This window comes from Belliella aquatica, from assembly GCF_014637795.1.
In the GTDB taxonomy this organism is placed as follows: Bacteria; Bacteroidota; Bacteroidia; order Cytophagales; family Cyclobacteriaceae; genus Belliella; species Belliella aquatica.
The window spans coordinates 113,067-132,259 of sequence record NZ_BMFD01000007.1 but is presented as its reverse complement, the minus strand read 5'-3'; the positions used below and the strand labels follow the sequence as shown (position 1 = coordinate 132,259).

Below are 19,193 nucleotides of genomic sequence, written 5' to 3'. Positions count from 1 at the left end.
AAAATAACTTTATTTTATGGTATATAATCCTAATTTTGTAAATAACAATTGTTGAAACTGACGCTATATGATGAAGATGCTTTTATTTTTATCGCTGTTTTTACTCTTTCTTGACACCCTATCACATGCTCAGACTTGGAGAAGGGTAGGGGCTTGGGGGAATGAATTGACTGGGATTTCCTGGGTCAATGATGAAGTAGGATACATGTCTGGTGATCAAGTTATCCTAAAAACAATAGACGGTGGCTTGAGTTGGATAGAGCAAGCGGCACCTTCCAAAGCAAAAATGCATGGAGTGGATTTTTTCAATGAAAATATCGGCTTAATGGTAGGAGAGAATGGACAAGTTTTCCGTACCGAAAATGCGGGGAATACTTGGACACTGATCACTTTGAATACCTCACAAACGCTAAGAAAAGTAAAGTTTCTCAATCAGATTAGAGCATATATTGTCGGAGATAATGGGGAAGTTTATCGATCGACCAATGGTGGGCAATCTTGGGCAAAGCAGAATGTAGGAACTACAGCCAATTTGACTGGACTGACTTTTTCCAACGTCGATACAGGTTATGTGTCTACTTCTAGTGGAGCGATTTTAAGAACAGTCAATCAAGGAAATAACTGGACTACGCTGAATACGCAAAATACACGTCCTTTGAATGATGTGTATTTCACAAATGGTAAAACAGGATATGCAGTTGGTGACAATGGTACAATCTTAAAAACTGTAGATGCTGGGGCTAATTGGGAAATAGTAAATTCAGGTACAGAAAGGAATTTAACCGGAGTTGCCTTCAATAGATCCAATATAAATTTGGGTGTGATCGTTGGAACAAATGCAACTTTGCTTCGGACAACGAATGCAGGACTAACTTTTGACGGAATTAATGTAAATAACACTCAAAATTACCTAGCAGCAAGTTTCAGAGCTACATCTAATCTTGTATTTGCAGTAGGAACCAATGGCTTTCTTTTATCATCTACGAACTCAGGTGGTTCTTGGACACAGAGATTAGCGGGTGTGGATAGTGATTACACTGCGACTCAATTTAGAACAGAAAATCTTGGTTATATCGTCGGTCCGATCGGAAAGTTTCTAGTTACGTCCAATGGCGGAAATAGCATTGTTGATCGGTCTAGGCCTCTTACGATAGATTTCAACAACCTATTTTTCACGACCAATGCTTTCGGATATATTATTGGTAAAAATGGAACAGCCCTGCGTACTTCCAATTCAGGTTCCAATTGGACTTCCTTAAACTTGAACACAGAAGTAGATTTGAAGGGGATTTATTTTTTCAATAATAACACAGGATATGTGGTAGGGAATAATGGTTTTATAACAAAAACAGACAATGCAGGGGTCAATTGGGATGTAGTTCAAGCGAGCAATACGACTGCTAATTTGAACGAGATTCTTTATTTTGACTTTGCTTTTGGGGTCGTAGTTGGAGACGGAGGATTTGTCGGAAGGACCTTCGGTGGTCAAGAATGGGGAAAAATCAACGTGCCGACTACGGAGGATTTGGTAGACGTTACTCAGCTAGATGACTCTACCGCTGTAGCAATTGGGAAAAAGGGGACTATTATAAAAACAACAGACAAAGGATTAAGCTGGGAAAGAATCAGCACTTCCTTTACAGAAGATTTTACAGGAGTTGATTTCTTAGATGAATCTGTAGGATTTATTTCCGGAGGAAAAGGCCTCATCTTAAAAACACTTGATGGGGGTGAGACTTGGGAAAAAATGACAACCGGTACTTTTCAAGACCTTACAGATTTAAGCTTTGGTTCACTCAGTATTGGTTATGCAGTAGGGGAAAGAGGGACGTTGTTTCAATACAGTTGTGCTGTGCCACCTACGCCAACCTTAATTTTTGGAGAAGCGAATATCTGCCTTAGTCAACAAATTTATAGTGTACAGACCACAGGGATAGGTGAGGTGTTTGACTGGAGAGTGGATGGTGGAACTATTTTAGAGGGGCAAGGCTCAAACAGAATTGTCGTGAGATGGGACACACCTGGAAGAAACGCTGTCTTGGTAAGAGGACAAAACGAATGTGGAAATGGAGGCACCAAAGGCCTTGAAGTATTGGTTTCTGTTGAGCCACAGGATATTCCAGAAATCAACGGAGAAGGGGTTGTTTGTACAGGTACTTTTGTTGATTATAATGTAGCGGATGTGCCAGGAACAGAGTTTGTTTGGCAAGCTACAGGGGGCTTGATTAGAGAAGGTCAAGGAACCGCAAATGTGAGAGTAGAGTGGTCAGGAATTGGTGCTCAAAATCTCACCGTAACGCCTAGAAATCCTTGTGGAAATGGAACGGTATTCACCAAACCAATCGCAATTCAAAATCCTCCTGAGGCACCATCTGAAATCGAAGGTAGCGAAATGGTGGGGCTTGTTGAACAAGATTATCAAATCATAAATGTGCCAAACACCAATTATATCTGGTCAATTTCAGGAAATGGAGGGACAATCATAGAGGGACAAGGAACCAACAGGGTAAGAGTTAGATGGACGCGTGAGGGCAACTTCAATCTTACAGTGACCCCAATGAATAGCTGTAATACTGGTCCTGCAAGCACGATGTTGGTCAATGTAAATTTGATAACAAGCATTGAAGAAGAGCGAATTGTAGATACGTACATTCAAGTTTATCCAAATCCATCGAAAGGTAATATCACCTTGTCAACGTCAGGTCTGACAGATATTAGAGAAATCTCAATCATCAATAGCCTAGGACAAAATCTCCAACAGGTCAAACCAAGTCAAGGGATATTTGAATATCGAATTCAAGGATTGCCGAGGGGAGTTCATACGATTATCTTGAGAACTAGAGAACGAGAATTCTACAAGAAAATAATTGTCGAGTAAGTATAAATGGGACAAGAATTTATCAAAAATTCTTGTCCCATATTTTTTGAATTTATTTTTAAATTTCACCAGTCTTAACAAAATTATATTTTGTTTTTTAGTAATACCATCATTTTAATATCATTAATCAGAATAATGATTAAAATATTGACCCATTTACAAAATTATATTTTTATACTTTTTTTGATAATGATCTAGGATTTTTGCTGTTTTGCAGTCATAAACCCAGATAGATATGATGAATAGAGAATTTCATCCAGAGAGTTTGATGATGACTCATGGATACAAGCCCGAACTTTCAGAAGGAGCGATCAAATGTCCGATTTTCCAAACTTCAACTTTTGTATTCAAATCTGCGGAAGAGGGCAAAGCTTTTTTTCAGGTTGCCTATGGGCAGAGAGAAAAGGAGCCAAATGAAGAGTTAGGATTGATTTACAGTAGACTCAATAATCCAGATTTGCAGATTTTGGAGGAACGACTTTGCTTGTGGGACGAGGCGGATGAATGTGCTGTTTTTGAAAGTGGCATGTCAGCTATCTCAACAGTGATGTTGGAATTTTTAAGGCCGGGAGATGTCATGCTTTATAGTAAGCCTGTCTATGGTGGTACAGATCATTTTGTCAATAAAGTACTTCCAAAGTATGGCATCAAAGGAATCGGATTTACAAGTGTGCAGACAAAAGAGGAAATTTTGGAATTGGTCAAAGGGCAAGAGGGAAATGTTAAAATGGTCTATGTAGAGACTCCTGCAAATCCTACCAACGCACTTTTCGATCTTCAAATCTGTCGTGAAGTAGCGGATACTCTAGCTACTGAAGAAAAAGAAGTCATAGTCTGCGTTGATAATACCTACATGGGGCCATTGTGGCAACACCCACTGAAGCATGGTGCTGATCTGATTGTATATTCAGCAACAAAATATATCGGCGGACATTCTGATTTGATCGCAGGTGCAGTTTTGGGGAAATCCAAGCATATGGTAAGGGTGAGAACACTCAGAACTTTTCTTGGCAATATGGCTGGACCTTGGACAGGTTGGTTGTTGATGCGAAGTCTTGAAACACTCAAAGTCAGAATGACAAAACAAGCTGAAAACACCATTCAAGTTGCTGATTTTCTTCTTAAGCATCCAAAAGTGGAAAAAGTTTATTATTTGGGACATCTGGAAGAGGGAACTGTTCAACATGACATCTTCAAAAGACAACTCAATTCCGCTGGAGCGATGATTTCATTCGATGTAAAAGGAGGAGAAAAAGAAGCATTTACCTTCTTGAACAACCTCAAATTAATGAAACTGGCTGTTTCCCTTGGAAGTACAGAATCTCTTGCTGAACATCCTGCGACTATGACTCACAGTGATGTGTCTGCGGAGGACAGAGCATTGCTTGGGATTTCTGAAAAACTCGTAAGAATATCTGTCGGCGTGGAGCATTACTCTGATATCATTTGGGATATAGAGCAAGCTTTGGAAAAGGTCTAGTTTTAACTTTATTAAAATGAAAAAGCCATATTTATTAATATAGGTATGGCTTTTTATTTGAATTTTGAGATGTTTAAAGATTATATTGAATCAATTGTTTAAAAGTTTACCATAGAGAAAACATTTTTCGTTTATTTCGTTTATAATTGTATATTAAAAATATCAAGGAATATGGAAACATTCAATATTATAAATAGACCATCAAAAGAAGATCAAAAATTAGCATTAGAATCTTACGATGCTTTGGTTTCTGTAATAGGTCAATTGAAATCAGAAAACCCAGAAATTGAAATCGAAGAGACGCAAGAAAGGTTTAAAATCCCTTTAAGTGCATTGATATTTTTGAAAGACATATTAAAGTCAATGGGAGATGGGAAACCATTTTCACTTGTACCAATTGCCACTGAAGTCACTACTCAGAAGGCGGCTGAAATCTTAGGATGCTCAAGACCTCATCTAGTGAAATTACTTGAAGAAGGAAAAATGCAATTCACAAAAGTCGGTAGGCATAGGAGAGTCAGGTTTGATGAAGTCATGAATTATAGAAAAAAGATGAAAGAGGAGCAGAAAAGGAAGATAATTGAAATTATGAGTTCGGATGAAGATTTGGGTTTGTATGATACATAGTGTGAGATTTATTTGCGTATTGGATACTAATGTAATTTATCCCATTGAAATTAGAGATTTGCTGTTTTGGTTTGCTTATTACGATATGTACACTCCAAAGTGGAGTGATCATATTTTTGATGAATGGAAAGATGTGATGAGACGAAAAGGAATTGGTGAAAAAGAAGCAAATAGAAGAGTGGAAAATGCTAATAAGGCATTTCCCGATGCATTGGTATTGAATTATTCTGGGTTAATTGATGGTTTGACTCTTCCTGATCCAAAAGATAAGCATGTATTAGCTGCTGCAATAAAAACGGATGCAAACATCATTGTAACTAATAATATTAAAGATTTCCCTGATAAATATTTAGCCTCGTTTGGTTTAACAGTGAAATCAGCGGATGATTTCTTAACAGATGTCATTGACCTAAACCCTGAAAAGGCTGTAATGGCATTTAAAGAGATGGTTTTGAATAGAAGAAAACCAAGTTTAGATGAATATGAAGTTTTGAATATTTTAAGAAATAGAGGATTAAAGCAAGCAGCTGATTACCTTCATTCCTTATTATAAATGTCTAAATCTTAAGTTATCATTCCACCTTCTCAACCTCAGACCTAATGATCACATATTGAAAAAGGTCGCCAACTTTACCATGTTTGATATAGGCATCTTTAAGAATTGCTTCGGCAACGAAACCTGCATTTTCTAAGACTTTCATAGAGGAGGTGTTGAAGTCGAATACTTGTGAATAGATCCTTTTGATTTCGGGGAATCTGACTAAAATATATTCAGTATACATTTGAATCGCCTCTGTGGCAATTCCTTTTCCCCAAAATGGCTCGGCAACCCAAAAACCTATTTCCAGATTCGTTCTCAACTCGTCTTTCCCAATTTCTCCACCCACTGAACCAACCAATTGGTCATTATATTCAATCGCAAAATTTTGTGGAGGGTTAAATTTGATATTGTGTTCTATCCAATGCCTTGCATCATGAATCGTGTAAGGACTAGGAAAAGTATCCCTTAGATTTTTTGCAATGTTCGGGTTGTTGGCAATTGGATAAAGGTTGTGAAAATGACCTTCATTCCATCGGACTAGGGCAATATTTCCTTTTCCAGTGATCTTCATAAGTTTATGGCTTGGTTAGCATAAGTTAAGCTCCTTTTGTGAGGAAGACAAATTTTTTGTTGCCCATAATAAGGTTCAAGAATAGAGCCGCATTTTATTTTGTTTAGAAATCAGTTATTAATAATCTGTACAAGGGTTAGTTAAGTTAATTTAGGGTGAGCATTTTATGATTTGAAAAATAGTATTAGTTTTAATAAAAATAGATAGATAGTAAAAACATCTATTGGTTCAATACTGAAAATCAATTCATAAATGCAGGTTGATTTACTAGTGATACAAGTGAATTGGAGGCATAATAAAGAAAAAGAAAGGAGAGTTAGGGATTTAATTTTACAAATCATTTGACGATCAATAAATTATTTCCGTAAACTGAGTAGAAAAAGCATAGGAGCCAATATTGAAAATAAGATGTTTACTTATAACTATATACCAATGCGAAATTATGAAATTAGATTTTGACTTTATTTTAGGTATTATTATATCCATGGGTGGCCTTTTACTTTTAATCCTTTCTTTTAGAAATGAACCAAGTAAAGCTAAAAGTGAATCATCTAAAGCTGCAAGTATTCAAATAAAAATCCTTGGACTCGGACTTTTTATTGGAGGATTAATTTATGCTTTCTAAGAAGGAAACTACCCAACATCACCTTGCCTGTGGGCGGTTCTGTGTAAATATCAAAATCAGTATCTTAAGAAGTTTGGAATAAGCTCGAAGAATTTGGCTCCAAATGCCCGCCTTCTCCAAGCTGAATCCGGTTGCAACAATTACTATCATTGTAAATAATTCGTAATTGGTGTATATTAACATCAAACTTCAAATTATGGCACGGCAAAGTAAATCATTTTCAAAACCAAATGACGAGTGGTTAAAATCCCAAGTCGACAATCAAGAATATTCAAGTAAAAGTGAATTAGTTAATGATCTAATCCGGCAAGCAAGGAACCAACAGAAAGAAATCGACTGGATCAAAGCAAAACTAGAGCAAGCTGAGAATAGTGGTTTTAAAGATGCGACTAAAGAGCAGATTTTAGAGGAATCAAAAGAGACGATTACAAATAAAGAGTCTAGAGGATTCGTTAGAAGATTTTAATAAGATAGAGTTTGATTTTATATCGAACAATCGAGATATCTCCTTTCGGTCGATATGACCATCTAGTACTTATTGTCCTATTTCATTCAGCGCTATAAAATTTCGCTCTCATTTATTTCTTGGTACTTCATACTTTGTACTTGGTACATTATTTCCTCCTTTCCCCTTACTCTTCCATCCCAGAAGTCTTCATCTTCTCTACATTTTCGGCAAAACGAAGGGCAGAAATAAAATCTTCAATATTCCCTTCCATCACATCAGGAAGATTATAAACAGTTTTGTTGATTCTATGATCAGTGACGCGACTCTGAGGATAATTGTAGGTTCTGATTTTGTCAGATCGGTCACCACTTCCTACCATAGACCTTCTCTGTGCGCCAACGGCATCATTGTGCTTGGCGAGTTCGATTTCATACAACCTTGAACGCAATACTTTCAGCGCTTTTTCGAAGTTTTTGATCTGGGACTTTTCATCCTGACAGGTTACCACAAGTCCAGAAGGAAGATGCGTCAGTCGAACAGCTGAATAAGTCGTGTTCACCGACTGACCACCTGGACCGGAAGAACAATAAGTATCTTTTCGAACTTCATTCATATCAATGTTGACCTCTACTTCGTCCATTTCAGGAAGGACAGCTACAGAGGCCGCAGAAGTATGAACTCTTCCTTGGGTTTCGGTCATCGGTACACGCTGAACACGGTGTACGCCCGATTCAAATTTCATCATACCATAGACATCCGCTCCAGTAATGGTGCTGATAATCTCTTTGTAGCCGCCCGAAGAGCCAAAAGTCAAATCGAGAACAGTGAGTTTCCAACCTTGTTTGTCACAAAAGCGCTGATACATCCTGAACAAATCTCCAGCAAAAATCGCGGCTTCATCACCACCTGTTCCACCTCTAATTTCCAAAATACAGTCTTTGGAATCATTTGGGTCTTTAGGAATCAGCTGCTGTTTCAAGTCTTCCTCCAGTTGAATCTGACGATCTTTTAATTCGTCTAATTCCGTCTTGGCCATGTCCCTAAAATCAGGGTCTTTTTCCTTTTCGAGGATTTCCTTAGAACTTTTGATGTTGTCCAAGACCAAAGAGTACTCATCTAAAAGTTCAACTACTTTTTCTAAATCTTTATATTCTTTAGAAAGTTTGGTGTATTTGCTCATGTCAGACATGGCATCCGGCTGGATGATCAACTGTCCGACTTCTATAAATCTATCTTTTAGCGCTTGTAATTTGTCAAGCATAGGGTTTCGTTTTTTTGATAAGAATGGCAAAGATAGCTTGTCTAAGCCTAGGAATAAAATATTTTAAAAATCAGTATTCGCAATGTTGTGCATTGTGCTAAAAGACACTCAATTGCATGCGAATACTTGTCAACGGACGACAGTCCATTCTTGTGCGCCGTGGCGTAGTCCACAGAACATCAAATCTTTCATCCAAGAGTTTACTGAATGGCTACCTGAAAAAAATTAGATAATTGTCGACTACGCCGTGGCGCACAAACAGTCGAAAGACTACAGATCACAGATGATTGTAATAAGATAAGTAGATTTTTTGCTTCATCGTTATTGAGAACAATCAAAGCATTCGAAAATCCGAAATTGTAGCTGAGTAAATGGTGGTTATTGGAAAAACTCAATTCCCATCAAAGGCTTCTCGCAAATACTTGGCTGTATAGTTATCTTTCACTTCCATCAGAGCCTCCGGCGTTCCTTCAAAGGTGATATTTCCACCTCTTTCTCCACCTTCCGGCCCAATATCAATCACCCAGTCAGCAGATTTAATAACCTCAGTATTGTGCTCGATGATGATAACTGTATGTCCCTGATCAATCAAGGCATTGATAGAGTGAAGAAGTTTTTTGATGTCGTGGAAATGCAAACCCGTCGTAGGTTCATCGAAAATAAATAAAATATGCTCCCCGGATTTATTTCCTCCTTTACCAAGGAAAGACGCTAATTTCACTCTTTGCGCTTCGCCACCTGAAAGGGTGTTAGAGGATTGGCCCATCCCGATGTAGCCAAGGCCTACTTCTTGAAGTGGCTGAAGTTTATTGATGATCTGGTTTTTTCCTTGGAAAAATTCCATCGCCTCATCAATCGTCATCGCAAGAATATCGGAGATATCTTTTTCTTTGTACTTGGCATCCAAAATCTCAGCTTTGAAACGCTTGCCTTTGCAAGATTCGCAAGTCAGGTGAATGTCTGCCATAAACTGCATTTCAACAGTTTGCGTACCCTCGCCCTGACAAGCTTCGCAGCGACCTCCATCGACATTGAAAGAGAAAAATGCTGGTTTGTAACCTCTTTGTTTGGAAACAGGGAGTTCGGAGAATAAAGCTCTTATCGCATCATAAGCCTTGACATAAGTTACTGGATTCGAACGGGAAGACTTTCCGATTGGATTTTGATCGACAAATTCAATCTGAGTGATTTTCTTGTAATCTCCTTCCAGCTTGTCAAATTTCCCAGTTTCGTCGATGACGGTTCCATGGATTTTCCCCAAAGCAGGATAGAGTACTTTTTTAATCAAAGTTGACTTTCCAGATCCACTTACGCCTGTGACAACGGTAAGCGTGTTGAGAGGGAATTTAGTCGTGACGTTTTTAAGGTTGTTCTCTCGAGCACCTCTCACCACAATGCTGTCTCTCCACTTTCTATTTGCCTTTTTGATATTGATTTTTTCCTCACCTTTCAGGTACTTTGCTGTGTAGGTATCAGAACTTGCTAGCAATTCTTCAAGATTTCCCTGGAACATCAAATTACCGCCTTTCACTCCTGCATCAGGTCCAATATCAATGATCTCATCAGCAGCTTTCATGATTTTTTCCTCGTGTTCTACCACGATGACGGTGTTGCCCATATCGCGAAGTGCTTTGAGAACTTCTATTAATCGATCTGTATCCCTTGGGTGAAGTCCTATGCTCGGTTCATCCAAAATGTACATGGATCCCACCAAGGCAGAACCCAAAGATGTCGCCAATTTGATTCTCTGAAACTCACCTCCCGAGAGGGAAGAAGTTAGTCGATTGAGCGTGAGATAACCCAAACCCACTTTGTCAATATACTCCAAGCGATTCAGAATCTCTTTCAAAAGCCGATTGGCTACTTTTTGCTCAGCAGGACTGATGTCAAGGGTTTGAAAGAACGGAAGTGCTTTTTCTATCGGCATCAAGACAATATCAGTGATAGAATGTCCTGCAATTTTGACAAAAGAAGCATCTTTTCTCAAGCGAGTTCCTCTACAATCCGGGCAAGTGGTTCTCCCACGGAAGCGGGATAGCATCACCCGATACTGAATCTTATGTGTTTTACTTTCTAATTCTTTGAAAAACTCATTCAAACCCTTGAAATGTGAATTCCCTGTCCAAAGCAATTCTTGCTCTGCTTCAGAAAGATCTTCGTATGCACGATGAATAGGGAAATCAAAATAAATACCTTTTTTCACCAAAGGTTCGAGCCATTTTCCAGTCGTTTCACCTCTCCAAGGCGCAATTGCCCCTTCATAAACAGACATGGATTTGTCAGGGATAACCAAATCAGGATCAAGTCCCAAAACAGAACCAAACCCTTCGCAAGTTCTACACGCTCCATACGGATTGTTGAAGCTGAAGAAATTTACTGAAGGCAGCTCGAATAAAATATCGTCCAACTCAAATTTATCAGAAAAAGTCCTTTTATCCTTTTCAGGAATCATAATGGTACATTCGCCATGCCCTTCAAAAAAGGCCGTTTGGACAGAATCCGCAATCCTAAATTGATTGTCTTCGTCTTCTTTTTGTACTGTTGCTCTGTCAATTAAAATTTCATAATGCCCTTTTGGCATTTTCTTTTCAATGACCAAGTCTTCTACAAAGTAAGCTTCTCCATCGATAAGGATTCGAGTAAATCCCTTTTGTAGAAGTAGTTCTAACTCTTGTTTGATAGATCGATCATTCAAAATTTGTAAAGGACAAGAAATCATCACCCTGTCACCTTCTTCAAAAGAATGGATGAAGTCCACCACATCGGTCACCGTATGATGCTTGACTTCTTCGCCACTGACTGGAGAAAAAGTTCTCCCAATTCTACTAAAAAGCAATTTGAGGTAATCGTAAATCTCTGTGGTCGTCCCGACAGTTGATCGGGGATTTTTGGTACTTACTTTTTGCTGTATGGCGATGGCTGGGGAGACACCTTTGATGTATTCCACATCTGGTTTTTCCATTCTGCCAAGAAATTGTCTTGCATAAGAACTCAAACTCTCCACATACATTCTTTGACCTTCAGCAAAAAGTGTGTCAAAAGCCAAAGAGGATTTTCCAGATCCAGATAATCCTGTGACCACCACCAATTTATTCCTTGGAATGGCTACGCTGAGGCTTTTCAGATTGTTTACCTTGGCATTTTTGATGATAATATATTCCTTGGGATCAAGGTCGTCTATAGAAATTTTCTGAACAGTGTGGCTTGAATTCATAAAGCGCAATTTACCCAACTAACCTGTATAATGATAATTTGTTGGAGATTTTAGCTTTGTATTTTCCATAAAATCGAATTTTACTCTTAGAATTTTGTTTTCTTTGGATCAGTGAAAGTCAACCAGTCAATCAAAATGAAAGCAGAGAAAAATAAAGTGCTAGCGGTAAGCTATGAACTCCATGTAGATGATGGAGAAAATGGAAAAGAGTTTTTCGAAAAGGTAGAAAAAGACAAACCTTTCCAATTTCTGTTTGGAACAGGGCATGTTTTGCCAGCCTTGGAGGCTGCGATAGAAGGAAAAGCAGCAGGCGAGAGTTTTGAGGTATTTATAGACTTTGAAAATGCCTATGGAGATTACGATGAAAGCAAAAAAGCGATCGTTCCAAAATCCAATTTCAAGGATAATGGCAAAAAGAATGCGGATATGCTCAAAGTGGGCAAAGTCATTCCTATGAAAGATGACCAAGGAAACCAACTTCGAGGCGAAATCACCAAGATTGATTACAAAGGAGTTCACATGGATTTCAACTCCCCTTTAGCAGGTTTAGATCTTTATTTCAAAGGAGAAATTATCTCCATCCGAGAAGCCGATCCAGAAGAAATCGACCACGGACATGTACACGGCCCTGGAGGACATCAGCACTAGTGGAGATTTGAGACGTGAGATATGAGATATTAGATTCAAGAAACAAGAAATTAGAAACAAGAAACAAGAGGCGAGAAGCGAGAGTAGTGATTTTAGAAAATGACAAATAGACAAATAAAAACCACGAAGTGGTTAAACTTTGAATACTTGTCGGCCGTGGCTGAACCCCGTATGAAATGCGGGGAATAAAGGTGATAGTACAGAAACAACAACCCTGAAAGGGTTGAACTTCTCTATTTGAAACAAAAAAGTGTCAACTATTTTCAGGATCTGACTAAGTAATCTTCAGGTCGATTTCTTCCAATTTTGCAATTTTGTAATCCGCCACGGCGGACAAGTTCTTTCAATTTTACAATAACTCATTCCACTAATCTCCAATCCACCATTAACTCAATCAACTATTCCCTAATCACATAATCAACTAATCCCCAGCCCCATGGCCAAGAAAAAATTCAAAGAAGTAATTCAGAAAAGTGAGGAAGCCATTTTGGTGGATTTTTATGCGGATTGGTGTGGGCCTTGTCAGACGATGAATCCCGTGTTAGAAGAAGTTATTGCTGAATTGAATGGGAAAATCAAGCTATTCAAACTCAATATTGACAAAAATCCACAAGCAGCGCAACAGTTTGGAGTGCGCTCTATTCCTCATTATATTCTTTTCAAAAGAGGCAAAATCCTCTGGAGAAAAGGAGGCTACATGACCAAAAGAGATTTGCTCCAGGCGATGAAGGGCTTTGTGGGGTGAGTTTATGCATAAATAAGTAAGATGTTTTTGGTTAGTTATCAGTTTTTTTTAGTTTTAGAGATAATCCTAATGGCAATGAAAAAAACAATACTCCTATTATTTCTATTAAATTCTGCTTTCTCATACGCTCAGAGTAGAAAAATAGTGAAACTGACAGCGCATAAAATTGATGTAAGTTTATCAAATGATAAACATTTTTACAATAAAATAATCAATCCTAAGATTGACACCATTCAAATAGTCAGAATCTTGGATTTGGAAAATAGAACTGTGGAATTGATAACAAACCATTTTGATGAAAATGACAATTTAACCAAACAAGTCACCGAGAATTTTGATGAATCTGGAAAAATATTAATCAGGAACATATATGATGCAGGGTCAAAATCAAATCAATATTCATTTTTCAGAAACGATTCACTACTGGTTCAATTCAATACATTCCCAAAATCAAGTGCAGGAATCAAGTATGTTAAGGGCAAAGAGTTTATGGTCGAAAGGAATGAATTTCAGCCTTATTTTAATCATGAAAAGCTTAGTATTGCGGAATTGGCAAAAGTAACTATGATAATGCCTAGGATAAATCCACAGGGTGAGTCAAACAATAAAGCAATACTTGCATTCTTAATTGATGAAACTGGTGGTGTTGAAGATTTTAAGTTGCTTAATAACAAAGGCAATAATTTTGTTTTGAAAAAGAATGCGCTGAAAATTTTACAGAAATATGATTATGCATTTGAACCAGCTATTGACCTCGATGGAAAACCTACCAAAAAATGGCTCTACGTCACCTTAAACCAAAAAGTAATATCAAATAAAGACACATTTTATGGGATGAATTAATTTTGAAAAAACCATGAAAAGGGAGTTTTTATCAATAATTATTAGCCTTATATTTTTAGAATTGGGGCTTTATTATTTCACTTTGAGATGATAGGTACGGGTTGTCTTTTTTTCGTAGTGATTGAACCATTTGTTTATGGTTTCTCGAAACTCATTCACACAAAAAAACCTCCCCTAAATTTCTCTAGAGGAGGTTTTACTATACTTACTAAATCATTTTATTACCGACTTAATTCTCTAATCACCAATAACTGATAACCAATCAATTCAACTTTCCGTTGACCGTCGTCTGTCGTCTGTTGACCAAAAATCACTTCTTCCAACTCGCTTTCCCACCTTTGGCTGAATCCACAGTGATGCTGTAGTTTCCACCTCCGCTGACAATCCATCTTACTTTCACTGCTCCCATTCCAGGGATATTAGCTACTGAAATTTTCTCAGGATTAACTTTTTGTTCGGTCACATTGTTGAAGTCTTCATTTTCTACGATGAATCCAGTAACTACCTTCGCTCCAGTAATGGTAACGTAATCAGGTCTTTCGATTTTGTATTTCAAATCCTGACTAGAGTGTGTAGGGATCAATCTTTCATTGTAAATCGTAGCAGTGATTTCTTTTAACCCACCACCCAAATCAACTTCTTTAACATCCATTACACTCAATTTTGGTGTATGGTAAGCATGAAGAATGGAGAAGGCTGCATTTCTATGCGCATCCTGCTCTAGCAAGAAACCTGGATGTAACCTCCCGAAATTTTTCTTAAAACCACCGATTTCAACTGTTCCGAATTGTGGGTGTTCATATTCTTTCCACTTCACGAATGCATCGCCAAATGTCAAATACTTGTCTACGTCCATTTGCTCGTCTTGATTGCCTCTACCCGCATTTTTATGAAAATAAAGGTATGATGTCATCAATTCATTGGAGTAAGTGAAGATTCCTCTACCACCGTAGAACCAATCCAACTGACCACCAAATACAGAATAAAGATCTTTGTAAACTACCAAGTATCTGTAACCTGGCATAAACTCTTCCCCTTTTTTGGCAATAGCATCATAGATTCTCACATCACTCGCATTGTAAGTTCCCAAATCCTCTTCAGCTCCAGGACCTCTCAAGATCATTCCACCATAGTTGTGGTAAGATTGTGCTGCAGCGATATTTGGTCTCTTCATCACAAAATCAACTACTGCACGGTTTTCAGGAACTGAGAATGGATATCTCAATGCTCCACTTTGTACATAATCAGGCTGCCAATTCCAACCCCAATCTCTATTAGGATCGTAATAGCCAATACCATCACTGTTCACTCGTCCATCACCATCTCTGTCGAGACCTTCTTGACCGAGCATTTCATATTCTCCTTTTTCATCAATGCCAACACGGATCAATTTTCTTGGATCCATTGGGTCTTTAATAAAGTTTCCTGTTGGGGATTTTCTGATCATGGTCGTGATACTGCCATCTCCATCCAAATCATCCATAGGATCTTCTCCGTATTCTCCATCACCATTGTTATCAAATACCATCATCCCTGATCTTGGAGAACTTCCAGTATTTGGACCAGTCATAAAGTAATCATGTGCATCAGGATTGATCGTAGGAGCGAAGTAGAATGTTTTGTCTTTCAAGATTTCTGTGATGAAATCTAACTCTCCATACATCTCCATCAAATACCAAGCAGTGTAAAGTGTGAATTCAGTTCCTTGAATCTCGTTGGAGTGGATGTTTCCATCTATCCACATCGCAGGCTTGTCTTCAGCTTTTCCAGCCTTGAAGTCTGTTACAGTAAGAACCCAGATGTCATTGTTTTGGTAAGATTTTCCAATACTTTCCAATTTCACCAAATTAGGATGTTTGGCGACCATATCTCGCATGATTTCAAGCAAAGCCTTGTTGGTGTGGTATCTATTCCAAGAAACTTGCACCTTAGGGTTGTGTGGGGTTCCGTTTGCACGGAAATAGCGTTCTGCAGCCACTTGAGCATCAGAAGTCTGTGTAGCTCCAAAGCACATCGCAGCGCTGAGAGCCGTTGTATATATCCAGTTTTTGAATTTCATAATTTCAATTTTTCGATGTGATTAGAGTTTTACATTCAAGGTAGCAAAGCCAGTATGCGCAGCACCTGCCTTGATGTCCACGTTTCCGCCTCCTTTGACAATCCAGCTAACACTGGCTTTATCGAAAGCACCGATACTTCTGATCAGTTGCTTCTTGTCTCCAGCTACCAAATCCTTGGCATCTTTGGAGATGTCAACCCTCACTTTTCTCAACCATCTCGATCTCTCTCCCAATTGTGAATGAGTAGGAAGTGGTGAGTTATTGAAAAGATCTGCGGTGATTCTGGTCAAGCCATTACCAAGTTTCTCTGTTTTCACATTCAAAAACTCAAGTTTTGGCTGCATATCTGCCAGTTTGAGGATAAATGCAGTATGCTCATCCGCAATCTCACCTACTTTGCTGAAAGGTGGGTTGTACATGGCAAATGGCTTAATACCTCCAACTTCTACTTTTTGACCTGGAAAATCCGGGTGATCGATGCTCGTCCAAGGAACAAAAACATCATTCATTCCTTCTTGCTCTGCCCACGCTAAGAAATTAGCTTCTGCATTGCCTATGCTTTTTCCATCTGCATCTTTCACTTCTGGAGCCCACCATCCTGGCGTGCTGAAACTCATTCTTGCAAAGTGGAAATACGCCCATTGGAAGAAATCACCATCAGTTCCTTGATTGGTTTGGTTGTATGCTTTTTGAGTTACAGTTTCATTGTAAATACCAGAAACCATGCTGTTGAGAGCGACATCTTTGTCCAACATCGAAGTTAAAATCCTCTTTCTTGCATCTGCTGGATTATATTTCAATGGAGCTGAAAGATTATTCGAAGGGCTGAAGGATACAAAAGCAAAGATATTCCACTGCTCAAACAAGTAATCCAATAATACTCTTGTTTCTACTTGAGAAGCTGCAAAATCACCAGCCAAAGGTTCGAAAATCGGGAATTTGTAAGTCAAACTCTTGTTGAAAGCGATTCCTTCTGTAAGGTCTTCACCAAAAGAGCCGTCCTTGTCTTTGTCTCTGCTTTCTGGAAACATCATGTAGCTTCCTTTTTGGCCTTTAGATCTGTCGGCTTTTACCAATACACGTGGATCTTTTTCATGTGGGATATAGTCACCTAAAGGGCTTTCTACACGCATCATGGTGATCATCCCATCTTTATTAAGGTCTTCATAGCCATCTTCGCTAACCATGCCGTCACGGTCATGATCGATTTTGGCTGCATTTCCTCTTCTTTCATACTTCAACGAAGCATGATATTGCTCGTAAGCATCGGGGGACATGTTTGGGAAAATGTAAAAAGTAGTGTTTTCCAATTTGGCAGCATGCTCTTTTACCAATTTCTCGGCAAACTGAAGTGCTAACTCTACACTTAACACATGGAAGCCTTCGATACCACCGACTACGGCAATTGCAGGCTTGTTGTCTAAGTCTCCAGTGCCCACTTTGAGCACCCAAATGTCTTTACCTCCTTCAGTCTTGGTGAGGGAAGTGAGTTTGGCAGGACTTCCACTACCGGAAATCGCTTGTAGCCTTTGGTTGACCTGACTGAGGGTAGGATAGTCTCCCTGAGCCAGCGTGGTTGAAGTAAGGGAAAAAAGCAATCCCGCTCCTGCAACCAACGACAGATAAATCTTCTTCATAAAGTCTTTAAGGTTTAAATCACACGCCATCGTAAATTGTACTTGGCGCAACTATGATACAAAAAATACTTGGAACTATGAAGGTTCTTTCGTTGTGCTGATTTAAGGATTTTTGAAAGGTAGAATAAAAGGATAGATAATGACATAAGCTCTACCTTTTGGAAGACAGGTTCGCGATATAAATAGAAATAAGCCTTCGGCGATATATTTAGAAACAAGAGGCAAATAAAAACAATGAGTCATATCGAACAGCGTGAGATATCTCCCATGCGGTCGATATGACTAGTAAGGGATAAGAAAAAACCACAGATAAACACAAAAGACACGGTTTTGAATTGATTTTATATTTGGGAAATTCACTCTGCGCATTCTTGCGTACCTCAGCGGTTCAAAATTTTTTGCATCGGAAAAATGCGAAGAACCATGAAGGAATGCTCTTCGGTAGAGAAAATAGTGTTCATTCGTGTTCATCTGTGGTAAAAAACTTCCAATTCCCAAAACTTACTAACTTTACAACAAACAATTCAAGAACTGACCTCTCCATGTACACTTTCCCTACTTTAGAAGAAATCAAATTGGCTCATAAGCGTATTCAGCCTTTCATTCATCGAACACCAATCCTAAAGTCCGAGGCAATTAACGAAATGGCTGGTTGTGAGGTGTATTTCAAATGTGAAAACTTCCAAAAAGTAGGGGCTTTCAAAGCACGTGGCGCGGCTAATGCTGTCGTCAAATTAACAGAGGAGCAAAAGAAAAATGGCGTAGCTACACATTCCTCGGGTAATCATGCCGCTGCCCTCGCTAGAGCGGCAACAGTCGCGGGAATCAAATCTTACATCGTCATGCCTTCTTCCGCACCAGAGATCAAAAAGAAAGCAGTAAAATCCTATGGGGGAGAAATTATCGAATGCGAACCCAATCTAATGGCTAGGGAAACTACACTTCAGGCAGTGGTGGACAGGACAGGGGCAACTTTTATTCCTCCTTACGATTATTTTGACGTAGTGGAAGGTCAGGCAACTTGTGCGCTAGAAATGTGGGAGGAAGGAATTGATTTTGATACAATCTTGGCACCCGTTGGCGGTGGAGGATTGTTAGGAGGTACTGCCTTGACGACAAAGTATATTTCACCTCGCACCAAAGTTATCGCAGGAGAACCTGAAGGAGCTGATGATGCGTATCGCTCATTTCAAGCAAAGAAATTAATTCCCATGGATGTGCCCAATACCATTGCGGATGGATTGCTGACTTCTCTGGGTAAACTCAATTTTCAGATCATCATGGAGTACGTAGATGATATCCTCACGGTCAACGATGAAGAAATCATTGCAGCCATGCGCTTGATTTATGAAAGAATGAAAATCGTTATCGAACCCAGTTGTGCTGTTCCCCTTGCCGCTTTGCTCAAAAACAAAGAGCAATTCAAAGGTCAAAAAGTAGGAATTATCCTAAGTGGTGGAAATGTAGATTTGGGAAAGCTGCCTTTTTGATCCCTGTTCTATAGCACACGGATGACTTAAATGTTGCGGATTTCCGCTGATATTGTCTCTTGGTGAAGATTGCATCTACACCTTAAATATCTTTTAGGATTCATGATGATAAGATTAGAGGTGGT

15 protein-coding genes are annotated in these 19,193 nt (G+C 38.8%); 10 read left to right on the top strand and 5 right to left on the bottom strand.

Features of this window, described 5'->3' with window-relative positions:
* Positions 1–70: 70 nt before the first annotated feature.
* From IEV57_RS11705 to IEV57_RS11690, 4 genes are all read left to right on the top strand, one after another.
* Positions 71–2,878, top strand: a complete 2,808-nt coding sequence (locus IEV57_RS11705; RefSeq protein ID WP_188443109.1) for a YCF48-related protein — start codon at positions 71–73, stop codon at positions 2,876–2,878.
* A gap of 235 nt (positions 2,879–3,113) precedes the next feature.
* Positions 3,114–4,358, top strand: coding sequence for a cystathionine gamma-synthase family protein (locus IEV57_RS11700; RefSeq protein WP_188442991.1), 1,245 nt, complete (start codon positions 3,114–3,116; stop codon positions 4,356–4,358).
* Positions 4,359–4,529: 171 nt separating this feature from the next.
* A complete protein-coding gene (locus IEV57_RS11695) occupies positions 4,530–4,985 on the top strand; it encodes a helix-turn-helix domain-containing protein (protein ID WP_188442988.1) in 456 nt (151 codons plus the stop codon).
* Positions 4,957–5,538: a PIN domain-containing protein gene (locus IEV57_RS11690; protein ID WP_229744426.1), complete on the top strand. Its 582-nt coding sequence runs from the start codon at positions 4,957–4,959 to the stop codon at positions 5,536–5,538. The genes IEV57_RS11695 and IEV57_RS11690 overlap by 29 nt, the downstream gene beginning before the upstream one ends.
* Positions 5,539–5,557: 19 nt before the next feature.
* On the opposite strand, the gene IEV57_RS11685 is transcribed toward IEV57_RS11690, so the two are convergent.
* Complete coding sequence (locus IEV57_RS11685) at positions 5,558–6,097, bottom strand: GNAT family N-acetyltransferase (RefSeq protein ID WP_188442986.1); 540 nt, start codon at positions 6,095–6,097, stop codon at positions 5,558–5,560.
* 442 nt (positions 6,098–6,539) lie between these two features.
* Between IEV57_RS11685 and IEV57_RS11680 the strand changes: the two genes are divergently transcribed.
* Both IEV57_RS11680 and IEV57_RS11675 read left to right on the top strand, forming a co-directional pair.
* Positions 6,540–6,722 (top strand): hypothetical protein, encoded by a 183-nt coding sequence (locus IEV57_RS11680; protein ID WP_188442985.1) that lies wholly within the window; start codon positions 6,540–6,542, stop codon positions 6,720–6,722.
* A gap of 196 nt (positions 6,723–6,918) precedes the next feature.
* A complete protein-coding gene (locus IEV57_RS11675) occupies positions 6,919–7,188 on the top strand; it encodes a ribbon-helix-helix domain-containing protein (protein ID WP_188442983.1) in 270 nt (89 codons plus the stop codon).
* A 166-nt stretch (positions 7,189–7,354) separates the two neighbouring features.
* Here the strand turns inward: IEV57_RS11675 and prfA are convergent, their stop codons facing one another.
* Together prfA and uvrA are read right to left on the bottom strand one after the other, a co-directional pair.
* Positions 7,355–8,431 (bottom strand): peptide chain release factor 1, encoded by a 1,077-nt coding sequence (gene prfA / locus IEV57_RS11670; RefSeq protein ID WP_188442981.1) that lies wholly within the window; start codon positions 8,429–8,431, stop codon positions 7,355–7,357.
* 391 nt (positions 8,432–8,822) lie between these two features.
* A complete protein-coding gene (gene uvrA / locus IEV57_RS11665) occupies positions 8,823–11,645 on the bottom strand; it encodes an excinuclease ABC subunit UvrA (protein WP_188442979.1) in 2,823 nt (940 codons plus the stop codon).
* 135 nt (positions 11,646–11,780) lie between these two features.
* On the opposite strand from uvrA, the gene IEV57_RS11660 reads away from it, so the two are divergent.
* The 3 genes from IEV57_RS11660 (at position 11,781) to IEV57_RS11650 (ending at position 13,881) form a co-directional block, all read left to right on the top strand.
* Positions 11,781–12,293 carry an FKBP-type peptidyl-prolyl cis-trans isomerase gene (locus IEV57_RS11660; protein ID WP_188442977.1) on the top strand — a complete coding sequence of 171 codons (513 nt, stop codon included), beginning with the start codon at positions 11,781–11,783 and terminating at the stop codon, positions 12,291–12,293.
* 436 nt (positions 12,294–12,729) lie between these two features.
* Positions 12,730–13,038 carry a thioredoxin gene (trxA, locus tag IEV57_RS11655; RefSeq protein WP_188442974.1) on the top strand — a complete coding sequence of 103 codons (309 nt, stop codon included), beginning with the start codon at positions 12,730–12,732 and terminating at the stop codon, positions 13,036–13,038.
* Positions 13,039–13,113: 75 nt separating this feature from the next.
* A complete protein-coding gene (locus IEV57_RS11650; RefSeq protein WP_188442972.1) occupies positions 13,114–13,881 on the top strand; it encodes an energy transducer TonB in 768 nt (255 codons plus the stop codon).
* 310 nt (positions 13,882–14,191) lie between these two features.
* Here IEV57_RS11650 and IEV57_RS11645 read toward each other — a convergent pair whose 3' ends face one another.
* Both IEV57_RS11645 and IEV57_RS11640 read right to left on the bottom strand, forming a co-directional pair.
* Complete coding sequence (locus IEV57_RS11645) at positions 14,192–15,940, bottom strand: M14 family metallopeptidase (RefSeq protein ID WP_188442970.1); 1,749 nt, start codon at positions 15,938–15,940, stop codon at positions 14,192–14,194.
* A 21-nt stretch (positions 15,941–15,961) separates the two neighbouring features.
* Entirely contained in the window at positions 15,962–17,578 is a 1,617-nt protein-coding gene (locus tag IEV57_RS11640) for a M14 family metallopeptidase (RefSeq protein WP_188442968.1), read from the bottom strand.
* 542 nt (positions 17,579–18,120) lie between these two features.
* On the opposite strand from IEV57_RS11640, the gene IEV57_RS11635 reads away from it, so the two are divergent.
* On the top strand, positions 18,121–19,068 hold the full coding sequence (locus IEV57_RS11635; protein ID WP_188443105.1) for a pyridoxal-phosphate dependent enzyme: 948 nt from the start codon (positions 18,121–18,123) through the stop codon (positions 19,066–19,068).
* Positions 19,069–19,193: the final 125 nt, after the last annotated feature.

Excerpts from the sequence above, each read along its gene's own strand:
- IEV57_RS11650 (WP_188442972.1), top strand. The coding sequence starts at position 13,114 with ATGAAAAAAACAATACTCCTATTATTTCTATTAAATTCTGCTTTCTCA.
- IEV57_RS11700 (WP_188442991.1), top strand. The coding sequence starts at position 3,114 with ATGATGAATAGAGAATTTCATCCAGAGAGTTTGATGATGACTCATGGA.
- IEV57_RS11660 (WP_188442977.1), top strand. The coding sequence starts at position 11,781 with ATGAAAGCAGAGAAAAATAAAGTGCTAGCGGTAAGCTATGAACTCCAT.
- uvrA (WP_188442979.1), bottom strand. The coding sequence starts at position 11,645 with ATGAATTCAAGCCACACTGTTCAGAAAATTTCTATAGACGACCTTGAT.
- IEV57_RS11690 (WP_229744426.1), top strand. The coding sequence starts at position 4,957 with ATGAAGATTTGGGTTTGTATGATACATAGTGTGAGATTTATTTGCGTA.
- IEV57_RS11640 (WP_188442968.1), bottom strand. The coding sequence starts at position 17,578 with ATGAAGAAGATTTATCTGTCGTTGGTTGCAGGAGCGGGATTGCTTTTT.
- prfA (WP_188442981.1), bottom strand. The coding sequence starts at position 8,431 with ATGCTTGACAAATTACAAGCGCTAAAAGATAGATTTATAGAAGTCGGA.
- IEV57_RS11695 (WP_188442988.1), top strand. The coding sequence starts at position 4,530 with ATGGAAACATTCAATATTATAAATAGACCATCAAAAGAAGATCAAAAA.
- IEV57_RS11685 (WP_188442986.1), bottom strand. The coding sequence starts at position 6,097 with ATGAAGATCACTGGAAAAGGAAATATTGCCCTAGTCCGATGGAATGAA.
- trxA (WP_188442974.1), top strand. The coding sequence starts at position 12,730 with ATGGCCAAGAAAAAATTCAAAGAAGTAATTCAGAAAAGTGAGGAAGCC.
- IEV57_RS11680 (WP_188442985.1), top strand. The coding sequence starts at position 6,540 with ATGAAATTAGATTTTGACTTTATTTTAGGTATTATTATATCCATGGGT.
- IEV57_RS11635 (WP_188443105.1), top strand. The coding sequence starts at position 18,121 with ATGTACACTTTCCCTACTTTAGAAGAAATCAAATTGGCTCATAAGCGT.
- IEV57_RS11675 (WP_188442983.1), top strand. The coding sequence starts at position 6,919 with ATGGCACGGCAAAGTAAATCATTTTCAAAACCAAATGACGAGTGGTTA.
- IEV57_RS11705 (WP_188443109.1), top strand. The coding sequence starts at position 71 with ATGAAGATGCTTTTATTTTTATCGCTGTTTTTACTCTTTCTTGACACC.
- IEV57_RS11645 (WP_188442970.1), bottom strand. The coding sequence starts at position 15,940 with ATGAAATTCAAAAACTGGATATATACAACGGCTCTCAGCGCTGCGATG.